This window comes from Paenibacillus sp. J22P277 (genome assembly GCF_059383675.1).
This window is the reverse complement of record NZ_JBXENS010000001.1, coordinates 294032-314091: the sequence shown is the minus strand read 5'-3', so window position 1 is coordinate 314091 and position 20060 is coordinate 294032. Positions and strand designations below refer to the sequence as shown.

Here is a 20060-nt window from a genome sequence, read left to right as displayed (position 1 = left end):
GACAGATGACGGTGACAAACGAGATCATGACGATGCAGCGCGCCCTGAATCTGTTGATCGGCGGCTCCAGCCTATCCCGCGAGGAAGCTCGCGGCGTAATGGACATCATTATGAGCGGCGAAGCGACCGGCGCCCAAATCGGCGCCGTGGCGACCGCGCTCCGAATCAAAGGCGAAACGAGAGACGAGATCACGGGTTTCGCGGAAGCGATGCGCTCGCATTCCAACCATGTCGTCACGGAACGCAACGGCCTGCTGGATACTTGCGGTACCGGCGGCTCCGGCATTCATAAGTTCAATATTTCCACCGCATCCGCCATTATCGCCGCCGCCGCCGGGGTCAGGGTCGCGAAGCACGGAAATCGCGCCATGTCCGGCAAATCCGGAAGCGCGGACACGCTGGAGGCGCTCGGCGTGAACATTACGCTGACCGCGGAGCAAGCGTCGCGCTGCCTGGATGCGATCGGCATCTGCTTCATGTTCGCCCAGCTGTACCACCCTTCGCTGAAGCATGCCGCGGGCCCGCGCCGGGAACTCGGCATTCGCACCATCTTCAACATGCTCGGCCCGTTGACGAACCCGGCGGGTGCCGACAGGCAGCTGCTCGGCATTTACGACCGCTCCAAGACGGAGACGATCGCCTCCGTGTTGAGCGATCTTGGCTTGAAGCGGGCGATGGTCGTGAGCAGCTTCGACGGCTTGGACGAGATCAGCATATCGTCGCCGACGCAAATATCCGAGCTGCTCGGCGGCTCGGTTCGCACCTATACCTTGACGCCGGAAGATATCGGCCTTCGCAGCCATGCGCTGTCCGATATCATCGGCGGCGATTCCGCGGAGAACGCCCGCATTATCCGTTCGGTCTTCGACGGGACGGAGCGGGGCGCGTACCGGGATATCGTGCTCGCCAACGCCGGCGCCTGCATTTTTGTCGGCGGTGCGGCAAGCTCCTTGGGCGAAGGCGTCGAGACGGCCAAGACGGTCATCGATTCGGGTCTCGCAGCGTCCAAGCTGCGGCAATTGATTGAAACGACAGGAGAGTTGAGCCATGTTTCTTGATAAAATCGTAGCTTCCAAGAACAAAGAAGTGGATAGTCTCGCCGAGCGGTTTTCGCTGACCGAAGCCGAGCGCCGGATCGCGGAGCTTCCGGGCTGCCGCGGGTTCGAACGGGCGCTCGCGGGACGGACGAACCGTCCGCTCGGCCTCATCGCCGAGGTGAAGAAAGCTTCGCCGTCCAAAGGGCTGATCCGTCCGGATTTCGATCCGGTTACCTTGGCCAAGACCTATGAGCAAGCGGGAGCGGACTGCATTTCCGTGTTGACGGACGAGGATTATTTTCAAGGCAAGAACGAATACCTGACAGCGGTATCCGAGGCGGTGAAGCTGCCGCTGCTGCGCAAGGATTTCATCGTAGACTATCGCCAAATCTACGAAGCGCGCTTGATCGGAGCGGATGCGATTTTACTGATCGCGGCGATCCTCCGCCCCTCCAAGCTCGCGGAATTTTACGATATCGCCAAATCCGTCGGGCTGGACGTATTGGTGGAAGTCCACGACGAAGAGGAAATGTCGGACGTGCTCGGTCTCGGCAAAGCGACGCTCGTCGGAATCAACAACCGGAATCTTCATACGTTCGTGACGGACTTGAAGACGACGGAGCGGCTGATCGGCCTTGTTCCTCCGGGCGTGACGGTCATCAGCGAGAGCGCGCTCGCGACGCCGGATGATATCGCGTACGTGCAGGCTGCGGGTGCCAAGGGCGTGCTCATCGGCGAGTCCTTTATGCGCCAGGCGGATGTCGGCGCGGCAGTCGATCGATTGATGGGACCGGTGACGGTCTGATGATGACACCTACCGGACAAGCGGCAGCGGGCACGCGCAAAACGCGAGTGAAAATTTGCGGTTTGCGCGATGCGGCGACGATCCGAACCATGGACGGCCTGCCGATCGACGAGGTCGGCTTCGTGTTCGCGAAGAGCCGCCGGCAAGTGACGCCTTCCTTGGCGGGCGAATTGATCGCGGAAGTTCGCGCGCTGCGCAACCGCGATGGAAGCATTCCGCGTACGGCCGGCGTCTTCGTCGATCCGACGATGGACGAGCTTCGCGACACGCTGGCCAAAGCGCCGCTTGATGTCGTCCAACTGCATGGTGACGAATCGCCGCAATTTTGCTTGGAAGTCAAGCAGGCGTTCGGCATCGACGTGTGGAAGGTATTCTCGGTGACGGAACGCGACGCCGTCGATCCATCCTCGGACGGACCTGACAGGCTGGAGCCGTACCGCGGCAGCGTGGACGCGTTTCTGGTCGATACGGCGGGCGGCGGGACGGGCAGGACGTTTGCTTGGCAGGTCATCGACCGCTATGCGGCGGCGGGGGCCGGCATTCCGCTCTATGTCGCGGGAGGACTGCATCCCGATAACGTGCAAGAGCTGTTGTCCCGGTATTCGCCCGACGGCGTGGACGTATCCAGCGGCGTAGAGACGGACGGCATGAAGGATAGTACGAAAATCAGACTTTTCGCGGAAAGGGTGCAAGGGTTATGACGCAAGTCCCGGACGAGAACGGGCGCTTCGGCAAATTCGGCGGACGTTACGTTCCCGAGACGCTGATGAACGCGCTGATCGAGCTGGAGGAGGCTTATCAGCATTATTCGAAGGATCCCGATTTCATCGCGGAGGTCCGCTACTTATTGACGAAATATTCGGGACGCCCGACGTCGTTATACCATGCGCAGCGGCTGTCCGAGCATCTCGGAGGCGCGCAAATCTATTTGAAGCGCGAGGATTTGAACCATACCGGCGCGCACAAAATTAACAATACGATCGGCCAAGGCGTGCTCGCCAAGCGAATGGGCAAGACCAAGATCATTGCCGAAACCGGAGCCGGCCAGCACGGCGTGGCTTCCGCGACGGTCGCGGCGCTGCTCGGCATGGAATGCAAAGTGTTCATGGGCGAAGAGGACACGAAGCGCCAGGAGCTGAACGTGTTCCGCATGAAGCTGCTCGGCGCCGAAGTCGTGCCGGTGACGTCCGGCACGCGCACGCTGAAGGATGCATGCAACGAGACGCTCCGCTATTGGGTCAGCCATGTCGACGATACGTATTACATCCTCGGTTCGGTGACGGGGCCGCATCCTTATCCGATGATGGTTCGCGACTTCCAGCGGATCATCGGCGACGAATCGCGCGAACAGATCCAGAAGGAAGCCGGACGCTTGCCGGATTACGTCGTGGCGGCGGTAGGCGGCGGCAGCAATGCCATCGGCATGTTTTATCCGTTCATCGGCGACGCGTCCGTCAAGCTGATCGGCGTGGAGGCGGCGGGCCGCGGCGTGGAGACCGAAGAGCACGCGGCAACGATGACCAAAGGGCGGCACGGCGTGTTCCAAGGCTCGCTGAGCTACGTCCTGCAGGACGAATACGGACAAGTGCAGCCGGCGCATTCGATATCCGCGGGCCTGGATTATCCGGGCATCGGGCCGGAGCATGCTTACCTGAAAGACACGGAGCGCGCTACGTACCTGCCGATCACGGACGCCGAGGCGCTCGAAGCGCTGCAGCTGCTGTCGCGCACGGAAGGCATCATCCCTGCGCTGGAGTCGGCGCATGCGATCGCGCAGGTCATGAAGCTGGCGCCGACGCTGGGAAGCGACCAGATCATCGTCGTCAGCCTGTCGGGCCGCGGCGACAAAGACGTCCAAGCGATCATGGGTTATCTCGAAGGAGGCTTGTAAGCGCATGGACATCCAAGTCAACGCAATCGATGCCGCGTTCGCGCGGCTTCGCGAAGAAGGGCGCACCGCGCTTATCCCGTTTCTGACCATCGGCGACCCTGATTTGAGCACGTCGGTCGAGATCATCGAAGCCTTGGAGCAGGCCGGCGCGGATATGATCGAACTCGGGGTGCCGTATTCGGACCCGCTGGCGGACGGGCCGGTCATTCAGCGCGCTTCGGAGCGCGCGCTCGGCAACGGGCGCGTTACGCTCGAGGACTGCATCCAGGTCGCCGAGCATGCGCGCGGCGCGGGCGTCAAGCTTCCGTTCATACTGTTCTCCTACTATAATCGCGTGCTGCAATTCGGGCTTGAACGGTTTTTCGAGCTCGTGACGGCCAAAGGCATCAGCGGCCTCATCATCCCCGATCTGCCGATCGAAGAAGATGCCGAGCTTCGCGCCATGGCGGAAGCGGCCAATATTCACCTGATTCCGCTCGTCGCGCCGACATCGAACGATCGCGTCGTGCGCATCGCCGCGAAAGCGCGCGGTTTCGTATACTGCGTGTCCTCGCTCGGCGTGACCGGCGTGCGGGCCGATTTTCACCAAGGCATCGACGAGTTCCTGGCTACGGTGCGCAGCGCGACGAACACGCCGATCGCCGTAGGCTTCGGCATCTCGAGCCGCGAGCAAGTGGTTCGGTTCGGCAAGCAAGCGGACGGGGTCATCGTCGGCAGCGCGATCGTGCGCAAGATCGAGGAAGTCGTGCCGCTGCTGCAATCGCCGGCTACGAAGCAGGAAGGACTAGCGCAGATCCGCGCGTTTGTCAGCGAGCTGAAGGGCTGACCGCGCTGCCTGGGCTTAACCTTCGAACGGTCATCGGCCGCTCGAAGGTTTTTTACTTTGTCGGCAAGGATCCCAAGCGTACGAATCGAATGATGGCGCGATGAGCGAAATCCGTTCGTTCTCTTGTGTGCTTCTATGCATAAAAGCTTAAAAGCGCGAAAGAAAAATCTGCCTGACTCTTTTAAATGCGCGCAACTTGTGAGACAATGTTGAAATAACCATTGAGCTATGAAACACTTTTACGAGGTGATAAGGATGCAACCAAAACAAAGTATCGTCAGTCTTCCGGTGTACCAGCCGGGCAAGCCGATCGAAGAAGTCAAACGCGAATTGGGCCTTAAAGAAGTCATCAAGCTGGCCTCGAACGAGAATCCGTTCGGCAGCTCTGAACACGCGAAAGCGGCCATTATCAAAGAACTTGAGAACATCAGCATATATCCGGACAGCTTCAGCACGGAGCTGACGGCGGCGGTAGCCGAGTACTTGGGCATCGAACGCAATCAAATCATTTTCGGCGCCGGCTCCGACGAAGTCATTCTGATGCTCGCGCGCGCGTTCCTCTCTCCGGGCGACGAGACGATCACGGCGGACGAGACGTTCTCGCAATATCGCCATAACGCGGTCATCGAAGGCGCGACGATCATCGAAGTGCCGCTACGAGACGGTACGCACGACCTGCCTGCCATGCTTGCGAAAGTGACGGAGCGCACCAAAATCATCTGGGTGTGCAATCCCAACAACCCGACCGGCACGATCGTCCGGCACGCCGAACTGGACGCCTTTATCCGCCAAGTGCCATCGAATGTCATCGTGGTACTGGATGAGGCGTACATCGAATACGTCATGGACGAGGATTTCCCGGACAGCCTTGCACTCATGCGCGAATTCAATAACGTGATCCTGCTTCGGACCTTCTCCAAAATCTACGGCCTGGCTTCGCTTCGCATCGGATACGGCGCCGGACATGCCGATTTGATCCGGATGATCAATCAAGTCCGCGAACCGTTCAATACGACGCGGATGGCGCAGGCCGCGGCGGCGGCTTCGCTCGCCGACGACGAATTCCTGCAGTCGTGCAGGGCGCGCAATGCCGAGGGCAAAGCCTACATGTACCGCGAATTCGACCGTCTCGGACTTCATTATTTCGAAGCGCACGGCAATTTCATCATGGTCGACGTGAAGATCCCGTCGGGTCAAGCATTTGACGGCCTGCTTCGCCGAGGCGTCATTTCCCGCGCGCGGTGGACGCATTACCCGACGTATATCCGCATTACGATCGGCAGCCAAGAGCAGAACGAAGCGTTCATCGCGGCGCTGGAGTCCGTACTCGCAGAAGCGGCGGTGCTAGGTTAACGCCATGACGAAAATAGCGATATTCGGCGTCGGATTGATCGGCGGCTCGCTGGCGCTTTGCTTTAAGGGCAAGCCCGGCATCACCGTCGTCGGTCACTCCGTACGCGAATCATCCGCTGCCAAATACCTCGAGCGGGGCGTCGTCGATCATGCGACGACGTCTCTTCGCGAGGCCGCGGAAGGCGCGGATTTTATTTTTCTATGCGTGCCGGTAGGTTCGCTTGAGCAATACGTGCAGGATTTGAGCCGGCTCGCGTTGAAGCCGGGCTGCATCATTACGGACGTGGGCAGCACCAAGGCGTCCGTCGCGGCATGCGCCAGGCAGGCCAGCCTTGGCGAAGCGGTATTCATCGGGGGCCATCCGATGGCCGGTTCCGAGCGCTCCGGCGTCGAAGCGGCATCCCTGTATTTGTTCGAGAACGCGTTCTACGTGCTTACCCCGGAAGCGTCGACGCCTCAGCGCGACGTCGATCGGCTGACGCAGCTGCTTGCCTACACCAAAGCGAACATCGTTCACGTGCATCCCGAAGAGCATGACGAAATCGTCGGGGCGATCAGCCATCTGCCACACATCATCGCGGTCGCGCTCGTCAATCTCGTTCGCGGCTACAATGAGGACAACTCTCTTTACAGCCAGCTTGCCGCAGGCGGATTCCGGGATATCACCCGCATCGCCTCGAGCGATCCCGTCGTCTGGCGCGATATTCTGGTCAACAACCGGGAAGTGCTGCTGCGGCTCTTGCGGGAATGGCAGTCAGGCATGGAATCGTTCCTGGGCATGCTGGAGGCCGAGAACGGGGAAGCGGTGGAAACGGCCTTCAAGGACGCCGGACAATTCCGGAGCCAGCTGCCGGAACGCCGCAAGGGCATGCTTCATGCCATCTACGAATGCTACATCGACGTGCCCGATCATCCGGGCATCATCGGGAAGGTCGCGACGGAGCTCGGCAACAGCGCGATCAACCTGAGCAATATCCAAATCATCGAGAGCAGGGAAGACGTGCCCGGCGTGCTCAGGCTCAGCTTCCGAAAGCAGGAGGATTTGGACTGCGCGGTCGAACGGCTAGGCGAAATCGGCTACGCCGTGCATTTTTAAAAATAATTGTAGCGCTTTTGAAAACGCTTATTGACAAAATGAAAACGTATACATATAATAAAGGTACAGTATGGTTTCTCTCCACTCCTATCCAAATCCATCGCAGAGTTTTGCGGGGCCGCCCCCTATAAGGGCGGTCTTTTTTTTGCCGTTTATGAAACAATCCGGGTCTTTCGCTCGTCGAAATACATTGCAGGCTCTTCTACGAACGGAACTTTGAGAAATATTTACCCAAGGTCTTAACCGGCCGTGTTACAATCGATGTAGTTTATGTAAAAATGTGGGGATTGGAATCATGTCGAAAGAAGCAGGATTTTGGGCGGATATCTCGAAATGATTAGAGAACATGCCGGAGTATGCATTTTTTTTATGATCGCGCAACTTTTTACTTTCGTTTCGGTACAATGTATAACCGATTCGAGAGCACTCCTCAGGCCAAGGAGGGTCGCCCGCGATGACGGATTCCCAGCTTATCCGTGAAATCAAAGATGGTAATATACAGCTGTATTCGGAGTTGATGCGGCGCTACCAGCGTAAAATCCTTGCCTTTATCTTCCATATGCTGAAGAGCGCCAAGCTCGAGCTGTTGGCTGAGGATCTGTGCTCGGAAACTTTTTACAAAGCGTACCGCAGCCTTCACTCGTTCAGGGAAGTGGATGCTTCCTTTTCTACCTGGCTGTACACCATTGCAAGAAATACGGTACTCAGCGAATTGCGCAAGCAAAAGGCGGGCAACGTCTCCTTTGAAGAAGTCGGCTTCACGCCGATCGCGCCGCCGGAAGCCGTTCCCGAACAGCGTCTGCTGCAGAACGAGCGCATGACGATGGTACGCGAAGCGATTAACAGCCTGCCGGAGAAACAGCGTTCGGCGCTTATTTTACGAGAGTACGAGCAATTGGATTATCAAGAAATCGCCAATATCCTCGGTCAGACCGTAAGCTCCGTAAAATCGCTTTTGTTTCGTGCGCGCAGCAGCGTGAAGATTCAGCTGGAGCCGTATTTTGGCGAATCGCCTATGCTGGAAGAGTACGAGGGGATGAAAATGCGATGAACTGCCACGACGTGCAGCAATCGTTCGGTGTTTATTGGGATTTAAACGAAGACGACAGCGAACGCCTACTAGTAGATGAACATCTCCGCACCTGCGAAGCCTGCAGCGAGGAGTTTCGAATTTGGGAAGAAAGCGAGCAGCTCATTCGCTTCTTCTCCGAGGAGTCCGACGCGATCGGACCGATTGATCACGTGAACCACGGCGTGATGGACCGCATATATGCGGAGCAGTCCTGGTTCATGCCGGTCGCAAGCAAAAGCTATCATTTCACGAAAACGTTTCGCCGCAACGTGACCGCCATTATCGCTTGCTGCCTGGCGATGTTCGTGGTAGGCTTGTTTTACGTTGCGATCGGCAGCCATGACGCTTCCTCCGTGGAAGTGGCCAAGCTGACCGGATTGATCGAAACGGCCGACGCGGCAAGCGGCGACAATATCATTCCCGTCTCATTTTACGCCGACGTGCCCGTAGCCAGCATCAGCGATCCCATCGTCCTGAATATCGTGCCGACGGTTCCGCAATACTATGTTGCGTTATCGTTGCTCGGAATCATCATGACGCTGCTTATCCTGAACTGGTTTTCACGAACGCGAAGCTGATGCATACATAAACGAGAAGACCGTTTGAACGACTCCGGCCCCGGGCCAGGAGATTTTTCGTTGAAAGAAGGGAATTGGATTGCGAATCGGACTCATTCGCCACGGCCAGACGGAATGGAACGAACTTGGGAAAATCCAAGGTCAAACCGACATTCCGCTCAATCAAGAGGGTTTCCGTCAAGCGCAGGCGCTGGCGCGCCGGCTTGCCCGCGAGCCGATGAAATGGGATGCGGTCGTGTCGAGCGACTTGCGGCGCGCGAAGCAAACCGCCGAGATCATCGCCGAGGCGCTCTCCATTCCGCTCTTGGATCCGGACACGCGGCTGCGCGAACGGTTCTATGGCGAAGTGGAGGGTACGACGGAACAGGAACGGCTGGCGCGTTGGGGTTCGGATTGGAAAAAACGCGACAACGGGCAAGAAAACGACGAGCAGGTTCGGACGCGGGCGCTTTCGTACGTCGAAGAAGCGGCGGCGATCGATCCGGACCGCCATCTGCTTGTCGTCACCCACGGCAGCCTGCTTGCGCAGCTGCTGCAGGCGATGTGCGCGGATTTGACCGACAAACCGATTCACAATCTTTCATTCTCGATCATGGAGCGGGAAGGCGCCGGTTGGACGCCGCTGCTTCACAATTGCACGCTGCATCTCGAACAGCTTCAAAATTGATTTTGTATTCTGACGATCAGCCGTCATTCTTGCATTCATGCGAGAATGACGGCTTTTTTTCTACCAGCAGTTTTAAAAAACGCCAATGTTCCCATAATGATAGTAAACCTTCAAGAGGGATCGGGAACGGAGGGCGGCAGATGAAATTAGCGGACATGCTCAGTTATGCGGATATCGGGCAGCTGAGCCGCATCGCGACAACCTATCAATGCGAGTGCAACGGCAATTCCAAAAACGAGCTGATCCAGTCGATATTATCGACGGTGAATCGCAGAGATGTGTTCGAAGCTCAAATCGGCGCCTTGAAACTCGAAGATTTGCGGTTCATGATTTCCTTGCTGTTCGATGCAAGAGACGCCTTTAGCCTGGAGGAGCTTGTCGCGAGGGTGCAGCAAAGCAGGTTCGGCCTGCCTGCCGCATTGGCGCAAGTGCCAGCAGCTGTCGAAAGAGCGCCGGCAAAGAAAGCTGCGGCCAAATCATCGGCCGCCGGCAGCGCAAGCAAACGCGTCGCCAAATCAAAACCGCCGGCCAAAGAACCGGCGGAGCCGGAGAGCGGGCCGCGCGAAACGATATCCCGGTTCAAGCAGTACGGCTGGCTGTTCAACGGATACGCGGGGCCGGAGCGATATTTGTTTCAGGTGCCAAGCGATCTGAAGGAACGGTTCAAGCAAACGATGGAGCGGAGGCTGGCTTCCGAGGTCGTGTACGCGGACGATGAGCCGCATGCTTACCGGGACGAACAGATGTTGATGGGCGAAGACGTGACGCACCTGCTCACGTACATTCATCTGAACGAAGTGGCCCTGACGAGCGAAGGAACGATGTACAAACGCAGTATCGTGCAGCTGTTGGAGTCGTTCGGCGTGAAAGAGCCGCTGCCGGCCAAAGGGGAATGGCGCTTCGGCTACGGTCGCAAGATCAAGGATTATCCCAACCGACTGTCCCTCTTGTACGATTATTGTTACTACCAGGGCTGGATCGTCGAGAATAACGAGCTGCTGGAGCTTTCTGCCGCGGGCAAAGAACGTCAAGCACTGCGGTCGGCGGAGCCGCCGGACAAGCTGTATCAGTTTTGGCTTCGGTTGTATAAAGGACCGGTACCGAATATCCGCTCGCTCGTACATTGGATCGATAAGCTCGGCAGCCGCTGGGTGAAGGCGGATACGATCATGGCTACGTTGACGCCTTACGTGAAACCTTTCTATTATGACCAGCCGGAGACGATACTGGAACAGCGCTTGATCGGGACGATGCTGCACTTGGGGCTGCTCCGCATCGGCGAGCATGCCGAGCATGGACAAGTCATCCGGATGACGCCGCTTGGAAAGACGATCGTCGCGGGAAGAAGCATCGATGACGAGGCTATCGTCCTAAACGGTTGACCCGTTCCAGCAAGTCATAGGCGCGCGCACATTCGGCAAGGCATAGGGCCAACGTCCTTAGCTTCTTTTAATTGAATGAATATAATTTAGTAGAGCCGGTTCTCTCCTACGGGGATGAACACACCGACATGGAAACCACCTATATGCTTTCACTTATTCGCCTGCGGGAGTCGTCGGCAAGGACAGAATAGACGATTGGCTTGGAGAAACGAAGACGATCAGGAAGCGAGTGGCGTAAGGAAAGGAATATAGGATCTCTTAAACGCTCAGGTGGAGGTGTATCCTATGGACAAAATGAAAGTATCTTACGAAGTGATGCTCGGACTTGCCGCGGAAATGCTCCTGGATGAAGCCGTACTCAAATTTCGAACGGATAAGCTGTATGCCGCGATCGATACGGCGCTTGCTTCCGGAGACAAGGATACCTTTCAGCGGTTGACGGACGAACTGAAGTCCCTGCACGTTTAATGAAGGCAAGCGAATCGTCGCGGCGGCGGCGATCGGGCGGATGCCGATCACTTACTGGATGCCAAGATGCACGGGCGAAAGCCCGCCGTCTTGGCATTTTTGCTGCCGGACCGAACGCGGTCGGATTTTTTCTTTCAATAAATAGGCGATTCCTGTGGTATATTAATAGAATGGATTTTTCTGAAATGACATATGCTAAGGACCGGAGGAGAGAGGACAAGAATGAAATTCAGCGAATTAAGCGCGGAGCAGTGGGCGGAACTCCAGCCCTACCTCGACACGGCGGTGCTGCCGGTGACCGGACTGACGGGAGCCGAGATGCCGCACGAAGCAACGCTGCGGCTGGAACGCTTGCGGGAGGTGCTGAACATGATCGAGCAGCCCTTTAAAGGAAGAACCGTTACATATCCGTCTGTGCAATACGGCGAATGGTCGCCCGAACTCGTCCGGCAATTGAACGGAATATGCGCCAATCTGCGGTCGTCCGGATTCAAATTCGTCGTGCTCGCTTCGGCGATAGTGCTGCCGGCAGCCGAAGGGACCGGAGCGGATCTTGTCGTATGCGCCGGCGAGGATCAGCAAGCGCCGATTCCCGGCGAAGTAAGCGAGGCGATTCGCAAACTTTGGCTCGGACGGGCCTGATTTCAGCGGAAGAGCTTGCATCGATTTGCATAAGGTGACAACGGAATGGGAAAAACAAATGCCAGACAAGGTCAATTGTGACAAAATGATAACAAATGTCAAATCCCATTTTGAACTGTCCAGCAAATTGTTTGCCATATTCTTGACGCTCCAAATCACCTAGGCTATTATAAGTAATGTCCTAGTTCATCGTATGTTTTGCCTTCTCCGGCAGAACACAAGATATGGCTCAGCAAAGGGGGTAGAACAGAAGATGAGTAACCATGAACACGAAAAAACGCACGGTCCTGTGAAACGAAACGGCATGTCCCGGCGTCAATTTTTGTCGTATACGCTCGGAGGCGCCGGCGCATTCATGGCAGCGGGCATGACACTACCGATGATCCGGTTTGCCGTTGATCCGATTTTGCAAAAGAAAGAAGCCGGCACATGGATTAAAGTCGTCGAGGAAACGAAACTTACTACTGAACCGCAAGAATTCAAATTCAAAATCCACCAGATTGATGGTTGGTACGTAAGCGACCCCGAGTTGACGGCATGGATCTCCAAAGACGACCAGGGTAAAGCGTTTGCACTTTCACCGGTTTGTAAGCATCTGGGATGCACGATCGGCTGGAACACCGAAAAGAATGAGGAATATGTTTGTCCGTGCCACGGCGCCCACTACACCAAGGACGGTAAAAACTTGGTCGTCGCGCCGAAGCCGTTGGACGAATACGATCTGAAGATCGAAAAAGGTTGGGTCTATCTCGGACCGATCAAAGCAAATACACGGGTATAAGGAGGCGTAAATCGGATGATGAAAGGTATTTATAACTGGATTGACGAACGTCTTGATATTACGCCGATGTGGAGGGACGTTGCCGATCACGAAGTGCCGGAACACGTTAACCCTGCGCATCACTTCTCCGCTTTCGTGTACTGCTTTGGCGGACTGACGTTTTTCATCACGGTTATCCAAATTTTGTCGGGGATGTTCCTGACGATGTACTTCGTGCCGGATATCATCAATGCCTACAAGAGCGTTGACTTCCTGCAGCACAAAGTCGCTTTCGGCGGCATCGTGCGCGGCATGCATCACTGGGGCGCGAGTCTCGTTATCGTCATGATGTTCCTTCACACACTTCGCGTCTTTTTCACCGGTTCCTACAAGGCGCCGCGCGAGATGAACTGGGTTGTCGGCATGTTGATTTTCTTCATCATGCTCGGTCTCGGATTCACGGGCTACCTGCTTCCTTGGGATAACAAAGCCTACTTCGCGACGAAGGTCGGTATTCAAATCGCTGAATCGGTGCCGTACATCGGTACATACATTAAAGAACTGATGCAAGGCGGAGAGATCGTAGGCGCCGAGACGTTGACGCGTTTCTTCGCAATTCACGTCTTCTTCCTGCCGGGCGCTCTGCTTGCGCTTCTCGCGGCTCACTTCTTTATGATCCGGAAACAAGGTATTTCGGGCCCACTATAAGCCGAAAGGAGGCATTTTGCGAATGGCACACGGTCACAAATCGAACGAGAAAGTCGTATTCGTCGGTGACTCCCGGGTTCGTAAAAAAGCGGTTACCGGTCCAATCACGCCGCCGGATTACTCCGCTTATCCAGGCAAATCGGAAGCGTTCATTCCGAACTTCCTGCTTAAAGAATGGATGGTTGGCGTCGTCGTTCTCGTCGGGTTCCTCGTACTGACGATTTCGGAAGCGGCTCCGCTCGGATACCCGGCCGACCCTACGAACGCTTCGTTTATTCCGATGCCGGACTGGTACTTCCTGTTCCTGTATCAATTCCTGAAATTGCAATACGTGTCGAAGGATTACGTCGTACTCGGTACGGTCGCAATTCCGGGCATCGCGTTCGGTTCGCTTTTGCTTGCTCCGTTTTTGGACACTGGCAAAGAGCGCCGATTCTACAGACGCCCGATCACGTCGATTCTGATGTTCATGTCGCTAATCTCCGTATTCTATCTGACGAAGCAGTCCTGGGATCACTACCAGCACGAGCTGAAGATCACGAATACGATTCCGGAGCAAATTCTTCGGGAAGAGAAAGCGCGCGAAGCCGCGGAAGAAGCTGCGAAATCAGGCATTCCGGCAGGGCAACCCGCACCGGAAATCCCGCTTGTCGACGCGAAGGATCCCGCTGTCGCGATTACGCAAAAGGCACAGTGCGTTGCCTGTCACGGCGCGGATTTGAAAGGCAACGAAAGCTCGGGCATTCCGTCGTTCCACGGCATCGGCGACAAGTTCAGCAAAGAAGAGCTCGTCGATATCGTCACGAACGGCAAGAACAACATGCCTTCCTTCAAGGACAAGTTGTCCGCGGAGGAGATCGATCAATTGACGACTTGGCTTTCGAAACAAAAAGCGCCAGCCAAATAAGCGTACAGTTCAAGACAAAACCTGATCGTAACCGACGATCAGGTTTTTTTGCAACGTATCCTCAGTTCTACTCTAAGGGAGGTTTAAAGTGAAAGCAGCCGTTCTTCCGTGGAGCCGCGATTGGCTGACGAATCGCACGATGTTGTGGCTTCTGTTTATCGTCAATGCGTTGGGCACTGTATACGGTTACATCTGGTATGGCCAGCAGATGGAATATACCATCGAGACGCAAGCGCTCTGGCAAATCGTATTTGTGCCCGATAGTCCGACGGCCAGCTTGTTTTTCACGCTGTCGCTGCCGTTTTTGCTGTTCCCGCGCTTGGCAAAGTCCGGTCCGATCGGCATTGCCGTTCGATCCTTGATTGAAGCGCTTGGCGTCGTGACGTCCATCAAGTACGGCATATGGGCGGTAACGATGATTTTGGCGGGCGGGGCGCAAGGCGACCATCTCGAATGGGAGCATTATATGCTGATCGTCTCGCATCTAGGGATGGCGATCGAGGCGGTCTTGTTCGTACGTTATATGGTCTTCGGGCGTTTCATGGCATTCATGGCGCTGCTGTGGCTCCTGCTGAACGATACGATCGATTATACGTACTACGTGTTTCCATGGCTTCCGGACGTGCTGGATGATGATTTGTCAGCGATTCAGCTCTTTACGATCGGGCTGTCGGCGTTCAGTTTGCTCTTGACTTGGTTGTTAATCTCTTTTCGTAAGGTCTAAGTTGGGACATCCCTCCATACGATGTAGTAGGGGGGATGAGCATGAAGGCATTATCATCGATCATCGCGCTCGTTTGCGCCGGCTTCGTGCTGGTTCTCGCTTCGGGCTGCAGCTTGAATTCGAAGCCGTTTTCCGTCTTGAATGCTCAAACGGAGCCAGCCGGAGTCGACGGCGCAAAGGCCGACGCGTCGCTGGAACAGCTCAGTACGTGGTCGGATGCGCTCTATTCGGCCGCCAATCAATCCCATCGGCAGGAAGCCTACCTCCTGCTGCAGCGGATCGAAGGACTTGCCGCGATGCCGAACGTGCGCAAGACGGGGACGCCGGTCGGTTGGCAGGCTTTCGACCTCAGCGTGAAGGCAGCCAAGAAGGCGATGCCGCAAAAGGGGACGACGACGGTGTGGTATACGGAAACCGCCCGGCTCAAATTAGCGAGCGATGCCGTATTTCGGCCGGAAGCCCCGCTGTGGCTCCAATATGAAGGCGTGTTGAAGGATGATGCGCAGCGAATACGCGCAACGTGGCAATCCCAATCCGAGGACCGGGCAATGGCCGCGGAAGCCTCGATCGGCATTTATAGCGAGCATCTTGCCCGATTGGAAGTGGCGGCGCTGATGCAGCGCGACGCTGGCCGAATCGAGGCCGTGCAAGAACGGATCGCGTACGTGAAAGGTGCCGTGCAGGGTGCGGAGACCGGGCAGCTGCGCGCCGAAGCCGTTACGGCCGCGCTCGAAAGCCTGGATGCGGCTGCGAACGATTTGTTCCGCGATCCGGATCATGTCGGGGAAGCGGCGGTCGCGGAAGCGATTCCGCCAGGCGTGACGGTCGGCCAACAACGGGAAGGCGCGATGCTGATCGGGGAGATGTTCATCGCCGCTTTCGTGATGGCCGTGCTCGGCTTTGCCGGTTGGCGCAAGTATCGGGGACAAGATAAGGTCGTTCCGTTCTCGCGCAACAAATTCCATTGAACGGGCAGGGTAGTGCAAGTCGGTGCTCTTTGTAGCAGGACATGCAGGTTCTTCCATGCCAGCTTCATAATAAGCAGTCATGATAGCGGTTACCTCTTAAGCGAATAAAAAATAACCGGCCTTTGGGCCGGTTATTTTTTATTCCGCTTTGAAGCCTTCTCCGAGCACGTCGTGCACGTCGTTGATCACGATGAACGCGCGCGGGTCGATGCCGTTGATGATCGCTTTCAACATGCGTACTTCATGCCGCGCGACGACGCAGTAGACGACCTGCTTCGGCTTGCCGGAATAAGCGCCTTTCGCCGGAAACAGCGTGACGCCGCGGTCCATGTCCTGCGTGATCTTGAGTCCCAATTCGTCGCCGCGTTCCGTTATGACGGAAAACTCTTTGGCTGCATAGGCGCCCTCTTGAATGAAGTCGATCAGCTTGGACGCGATGAAAACGGCGACGAGCGTGTAAAGCACCTTTTCCTTCGGTATGTACAGCAGCGATAAGCCGATAATGATGACGTCCAAGGTCAGGATGACTTGACCCATGCTCCAACCCTTCAGCTTGGTGGCGATCCGGGCGATAATGTCGACCCCGCCGGTCGTGCCGCCGAACCGGAACACGATGCCTAGACCGATGCCGAGCGTTACGCCCGCATAAAGCACGGCCAATATGTAATCGTTTGACGTCCGAAACGGGACAATCCAACCGAGTGCGATCATTTTCTCCATTAGCGCGAGAAACACGGACAGCGATACGGCGCCGAAAATCGTATATCCCGTATGGGATCGGCCCAGGATGCGCCAACCGATGAAGAAGAGCGGAATATTCAACACGAACGTCGAGATCGATAACGGCCAGCCGAGCGCGTAATTGAGCAAGATCGCGATGCCGGTCACGCCGCCTTCCATCAACTGGTTGGGGAGCAGAAAATAATGAAGGCCAAACGCGTAAATCGCAGTTCCCAGCATGACGGGGAGAAGTGTGCGGAGTACCTGGGCGGTGTTCGTTTTCAAAGGAAACTCGGCTCCTTTCGGAAAAGTGGTTGGAACATGGAGGCACTAATCATAGTATGTCTCTTTTACTGGAAAGTCAAAAGCATTGTTTTCAGATACGGTTTGATATAACATATGAAGGAAACCTCATGCACAGAGAGGAGCTTGGACGGTGTCTCAAAAGTCGCTGGCGGACATACAAAAAGAGGTAGACGCATACATATCGCAGTTCAAGGAAGGCTACTTCAGCCCGCTCTCCATGCTTGCGCGGATGAGCGAAGAAGTGGGAGAACTGGCGCGCGAGGTCAACCATCGTTTCGGCGAGAAGCCTAAAAAATCGGACGAGGCGGACAACTCCATCGAGATGGAGCTCGGCGACGTCTTGTTCATCGTCGTCTGCTTCGCGAATTCGCTCGGCATCGACTTGGCCGAGGCGCACGACCGCGTTATGCATAAGTTCAATACGCGCGACGCGAACCGCTGGACGCGAAAAAACGTCGAACCGTAATACGGGTTTCTACATATGCTGTACCATCAACCTGTGTACAAGGAGGATGGGCGGATGGACGTAGACAACAGCGTAAAGAAAGCTTACGAAGCCATCCTGAGCGGCGATTACGAACAGGCGATCCAGCGCTTCGAGGAAGCGATCGCGTTGGAGCCGGAAAATGGAGCTTTATATCATAAATGCTCGATTACCTGCGCCCGCAGCGGGAAATGGCAAAAGGCGCTCCACTACGCGGAACAGGCCGTTCTGCTGGATTCGGAGCACGAGGAATACGGCTATCATCTGCAAACGGTGAAAGCAAAGGCGATCGTCAGCGACGCGGAACAGCAGCTGTCGCAATCGCCCGCGGATATCGAGCAAGCGTTGTCGATGCTGATCGAAGCGTCGCGGATGGATCCGCTGAATATGGAAGCACTGTTGCTCCTCGGCTCGGTCTATTCGTCGTTGCGGAGATACGACGAAGGCGCGGCCTATGCGCGGGAAGCCGTCCGGCTCGATCCGGAACACGCGGCGGCGCGGCGACTGTATACCGAGCTGAAACGGAAAAGCAGGGCGCTGCGCGCGTATGGCCAGCGCAGCAAACGAAAAAGGAACAGGTGATCAGAGATGTCGACAGAACTAATTCGAGTTGCCGTAACAGGGGCAAGCGGGCGCATGGGGCGCGAAGTCGTCAAAATGGTGCTTCAAGACGAAGGGCTGACGCTGGCCGCGGCGATTAGCCCATCCACAGGTCCGGTCGACGCGGGGACGCTCGTCGGACTTTCGCCTTGCGGGATGTTGGTACAAGCCGATCTTGAAACCGCTCTAAAGGACGCCGGCGCGGACGTATTGGTCGACTTCACGGTGCCGCATGCCGCATACGGCAATGCCAGCCTGTCCATCGCCTACGGCGTGCGTCCGATTATCGGAACGACGGGTCTGAAGCCGGAACAGATGACGGAGCTCGACGAGCTTTGCAAGGAGAAAGGCATAGGGGCTTTGGTTGCGCCGAACTTTTCGATCGGAGCGATCCTGATGATGAAATTTGCGGCTCAGGCCGCCAAGTATATGCCGCATGTGGAAATTATCGAATATCATGGCGATCAGAAGATGGACGCGCCGTCCGGAACGTCCATCAAGACGGCCGAGCTGATCTCGGAGGCGCGGCAGGAGCTGCGTCAAGGGAATCCCAGCGAGAAAGAAGTTATCGAAGGCGCGCGCGGCGGGTATTACAACGGTTTTCGCATACATAGCGTTCGGCTGCCGGGCGTGTTCGCCCAGCAGGAAGTCGTTTTCGGCGGCCACGGCCAAACCTTGAAAATCCGTCATGATTCGTACGAGCGCGCGGGTTACATGCCAGGCGTTAGCGTAGCCTGCAAGAAAGTAATGTCTTACAGCGGACTTATTTACGGTTTTGAACATCTGATGGACTAGCTGTCCCGACAGTCGGCAGGCCAAGGGTTTGCGGACAACCAGGAGAGGAGTGCGGCGAGGTTGAACATCGCGTTTATTGCACATGATCGAAAGAAAGATGAAATGGTTAACTTTGTCATCGCATACGAGCATGTTTTCAAGGGGCATGCCCTTTATTCCACGGGTACGACCGGTACGAGGATCATGGAGCAGACCCAATTGAACATTCATCGCTTCATGTCCGGACCGCTCGGAGGCGACCAACAGATCGGCGCGCTCGTGGCGCAGAATGAAATGGATTTGATCATTTTCCTGCGTGACCCGCTCATGGCCCAGCCGCACGAGCCGGATATTATCGCCCTGCTGCGCTTATGCGACGTTCAGGGCATTCCCGTGGCGACGAACGTGGCGACCGGCGAACTGCTCGTCCGGGCGCTGCAGCGCGGCGATTTTGCCTGGCGGGAGCTCGTACATAAATATAAGCCGGGTGAAGAACAATGACGGCATCCGTCGATATCTTGGCATTCGGCGCCCATCCCGACGACGTCGAGATCGGCATGGGCGGCACGATCGCCAAGCATGTATCGCAGGGGTACAAAGTCGCGGTCTGCGATTTGACCGAGGCGGAAATGTCCTCGAACGGCACCGTGGAGACGAGGCGGCAGGAAGCCGCCGAAGCTTCCGCGGTGCTTGGTTTATCGCACCGTTCCGTGCTTGGCTTGCCGGACCGGGGGTTGGACGGCTCGGCCGACCAGCTGCAGGCCATCGTGAGCGAGATCCGGCGGCTGCGGCCGCGCCTCGTATTCGCGCCTTATTGGAGCGACCGCCATCCGGATCACGTCAGCTGCAGCCGGCTGATCGAGGAAGCGGTCTTTAACGCGAAGCTTCGCAACTATATGCCCGAGCTTCCGCCGGTACAGGTGGAGCAGCTGTACTTCTATTACATAAACGACAGCGGCGACGTAAGCCTCGTTACCGACATCAGCGAACACATCGGGACGAAGCTGGCGGCGCTGCAAGCGTACCGCTCCCAATTCGCGCCGCCGGCCCCGGGCGAGGACCGGGTACGGACTCCGCTGACCGACCGCTACGTTCAGCGCGTCGAAGCGCGAGACATGCTGCTCGGCCAAACGCGGGGTTGGTCGCATGCCGAAGGATTTGCAATTCGCCGGCCTCATGCGGTAACGTTGTTTTAACGGCAGCCCGGCTGTCGCGTCATTTATATTTCCGAATTCATGAAAAGCCCAATTGTCGCCGGCATAGGCATAGAGAGTGAACGAACTGGAGGTGCA

24 protein-coding genes are annotated in these 20060 nt (G+C 56.6%); 23 read left to right on the top strand and 1 reads right to left on the bottom strand.

The features are described 5' to 3' along the window. The first annotated feature begins 5 nt into the window (after positions 1 to 5). The 18 genes from trpD (at position 6) to AC50YL_RS01425 (ending at position 15884) form a co-directional block, all read left to right on the top strand. The gene (trpD, locus tag AC50YL_RS01510; RefSeq protein WP_494828754.1) at positions 6 to 1058 is read left to right on the top strand and encodes an anthranilate phosphoribosyltransferase; all 1053 of its coding nucleotides are present in this window, start codon (positions 6 to 8) and stop codon (positions 1056 to 1058) included. Next, positions 1048 to 1842 (top strand): indole-3-glycerol phosphate synthase TrpC, encoded by a 795-nt coding sequence (trpC, locus tag AC50YL_RS01505; protein ID WP_494828752.1) that lies wholly within the window; start codon positions 1048 to 1050, stop codon positions 1840 to 1842. The genes trpD and trpC overlap by 11 nt, the downstream gene beginning before the upstream one ends. Next, a complete protein-coding gene (locus AC50YL_RS01500) occupies positions 1842 to 2543 on the top strand; it encodes a phosphoribosylanthranilate isomerase (RefSeq protein WP_494828750.1) in 702 nt (233 codons plus the stop codon). Before trpC ends, AC50YL_RS01500 begins: the two co-directional genes overlap by 1 nt. Beyond that, complete coding sequence (gene trpB, locus AC50YL_RS01495; RefSeq protein WP_494828748.1) at positions 2540 to 3733, top strand: tryptophan synthase subunit beta; 1194 nt, start codon at positions 2540 to 2542, stop codon at positions 3731 to 3733. The genes AC50YL_RS01500 and trpB overlap by 4 nt, the downstream gene beginning before the upstream one ends. A 4-nt stretch (positions 3734 to 3737) precedes the next feature. Continuing rightward, positions 3738 to 4559, top strand: coding sequence for a tryptophan synthase subunit alpha (gene trpA / locus AC50YL_RS01490; RefSeq protein WP_494828746.1), 822 nt, complete (start codon positions 3738 to 3740; stop codon positions 4557 to 4559). A gap of 255 nt (positions 4560 to 4814) precedes the next feature. Then, complete coding sequence (gene hisC, locus AC50YL_RS01485) at positions 4815 to 5912, top strand: histidinol-phosphate transaminase (protein WP_494828744.1); 1098 nt, start codon at positions 4815 to 4817, stop codon at positions 5910 to 5912. Positions 5913 to 5916: 4 nt separating this feature from the next. Next, positions 5917 to 7008: a prephenate dehydrogenase gene (locus AC50YL_RS01480; RefSeq protein WP_494828742.1), complete on the top strand. Its 1092-nt coding sequence runs from the start codon at positions 5917 to 5919 to the stop codon at positions 7006 to 7008. 454 nt (positions 7009 to 7462) lie between these two features. Next, entirely contained in the window at positions 7463 to 8059 is a 597-nt protein-coding gene (locus AC50YL_RS01475) for an RNA polymerase sigma factor (protein ID WP_161740530.1), read from the top strand. Beyond that, positions 8056 to 8658 carry an anti-sigma factor family protein gene (locus tag AC50YL_RS01470; RefSeq protein ID WP_494828739.1) on the top strand — a complete coding sequence of 201 codons (603 nt, stop codon included), beginning with the start codon at positions 8056 to 8058 and terminating at the stop codon, positions 8656 to 8658. The genes AC50YL_RS01475 and AC50YL_RS01470 overlap by 4 nt, the downstream gene beginning before the upstream one ends. Positions 8659 to 8737: 79 nt before the next feature. Further along, entirely contained in the window at positions 8738 to 9325 is a 588-nt protein-coding gene (locus AC50YL_RS01465) for a histidine phosphatase family protein (RefSeq protein ID WP_494828737.1), read from the top strand. Positions 9326 to 9465: 140 nt separating this feature from the next. Beyond that, positions 9466 to 10707, top strand: coding sequence for a hypothetical protein (locus AC50YL_RS01460; RefSeq protein ID WP_494828735.1), 1242 nt, complete (start codon positions 9466 to 9468; stop codon positions 10705 to 10707). Positions 10708 to 10992: 285 nt separating this feature from the next. After that, on the top strand, positions 10993 to 11175 hold the full coding sequence (locus tag AC50YL_RS01455) for an IDEAL domain-containing protein (RefSeq protein ID WP_161740522.1): 183 nt from the start codon (positions 10993 to 10995) through the stop codon (positions 11173 to 11175). Positions 11176 to 11397: 222 nt separating this feature from the next. Then, complete coding sequence (locus AC50YL_RS01450) at positions 11398 to 11817, top strand: DUF2487 family protein (protein ID WP_494828733.1); 420 nt, start codon at positions 11398 to 11400, stop codon at positions 11815 to 11817. A 253-nt stretch (positions 11818 to 12070) separates the two neighbouring features. After that, positions 12071 to 12598: a Rieske (2Fe-2S) protein gene (locus AC50YL_RS01445; RefSeq protein ID WP_494828731.1), complete on the top strand. Its 528-nt coding sequence runs from the start codon at positions 12071 to 12073 to the stop codon at positions 12596 to 12598. A 15-nt stretch (positions 12599 to 12613) separates the two neighbouring features. After that, entirely contained in the window at positions 12614 to 13285 is a 672-nt protein-coding gene (gene qcrB, locus AC50YL_RS01440; protein ID WP_161740516.1) for a menaquinol-cytochrome c reductase cytochrome b subunit, read from the top strand. Between the two features lie 22 nt (positions 13286 to 13307). After that, positions 13308 to 14192 (top strand): c-type cytochrome, encoded by an 885-nt coding sequence (locus tag AC50YL_RS01435; RefSeq protein WP_494828729.1) that lies wholly within the window; start codon positions 13308 to 13310, stop codon positions 14190 to 14192. 139 nt (positions 14193 to 14331) lie between these two features. After that, positions 14332 to 14916 carry a DUF1405 domain-containing protein gene (locus tag AC50YL_RS01430; protein WP_494829767.1) on the top strand — a complete coding sequence of 195 codons (585 nt, stop codon included), beginning with the start codon at positions 14332 to 14334 and terminating at the stop codon, positions 14914 to 14916. A 41-nt stretch (positions 14917 to 14957) separates the two neighbouring features. Continuing rightward, a complete protein-coding gene (locus AC50YL_RS01425; protein WP_494828727.1) occupies positions 14958 to 15884 on the top strand; it encodes a sporulation protein YpjB in 927 nt (308 codons plus the stop codon). Positions 15885 to 16022: 138 nt separating this feature from the next. Here the strand turns inward: AC50YL_RS01425 and AC50YL_RS01420 are convergent, their stop codons facing one another. Then, positions 16023 to 16844, bottom strand: coding sequence for a YitT family protein (locus AC50YL_RS01420; protein ID WP_494829765.1), 822 nt, complete (start codon positions 16842 to 16844; stop codon positions 16023 to 16025). Positions 16845 to 17040: 196 nt separating this feature from the next. Between AC50YL_RS01420 and AC50YL_RS01415 the strand changes: the two genes are divergently transcribed. From AC50YL_RS01415 to bshB1, 5 genes are read left to right on the top strand one after another with little or no spacing between them, the layout of a single operon-like run. Then, complete coding sequence (locus AC50YL_RS01415) at positions 17041 to 17376, top strand: nucleotide pyrophosphohydrolase (RefSeq protein WP_161740508.1); 336 nt, start codon at positions 17041 to 17043, stop codon at positions 17374 to 17376. A gap of 54 nt (positions 17377 to 17430) precedes the next feature. Further along, positions 17431 to 17976: a tetratricopeptide repeat protein gene (locus tag AC50YL_RS01410; RefSeq protein ID WP_494828725.1), complete on the top strand. Its 546-nt coding sequence runs from the start codon at positions 17431 to 17433 to the stop codon at positions 17974 to 17976. 6 nt (positions 17977 to 17982) lie between these two features. Further along, a complete protein-coding gene (dapB, locus tag AC50YL_RS01405; RefSeq protein WP_494828723.1) occupies positions 17983 to 18789 on the top strand; it encodes a 4-hydroxy-tetrahydrodipicolinate reductase in 807 nt (268 codons plus the stop codon). Between the two features lie 60 nt (positions 18790 to 18849). After that, the gene (locus AC50YL_RS01400) at positions 18850 to 19269 is read left to right on the top strand and encodes a methylglyoxal synthase (RefSeq protein WP_494828721.1); all 420 of its coding nucleotides are present in this window, start codon (positions 18850 to 18852) and stop codon (positions 19267 to 19269) included. After that, on the top strand, positions 19266 to 19964 hold the full coding sequence (gene bshB1 / locus AC50YL_RS01395) for a bacillithiol biosynthesis deacetylase BshB1 (RefSeq protein WP_494828719.1): 699 nt from the start codon (positions 19266 to 19268) through the stop codon (positions 19962 to 19964). Before AC50YL_RS01400 ends, bshB1 begins: the two co-directional genes overlap by 4 nt. Positions 19965 to 20060: the final 96 nt, after the last annotated feature.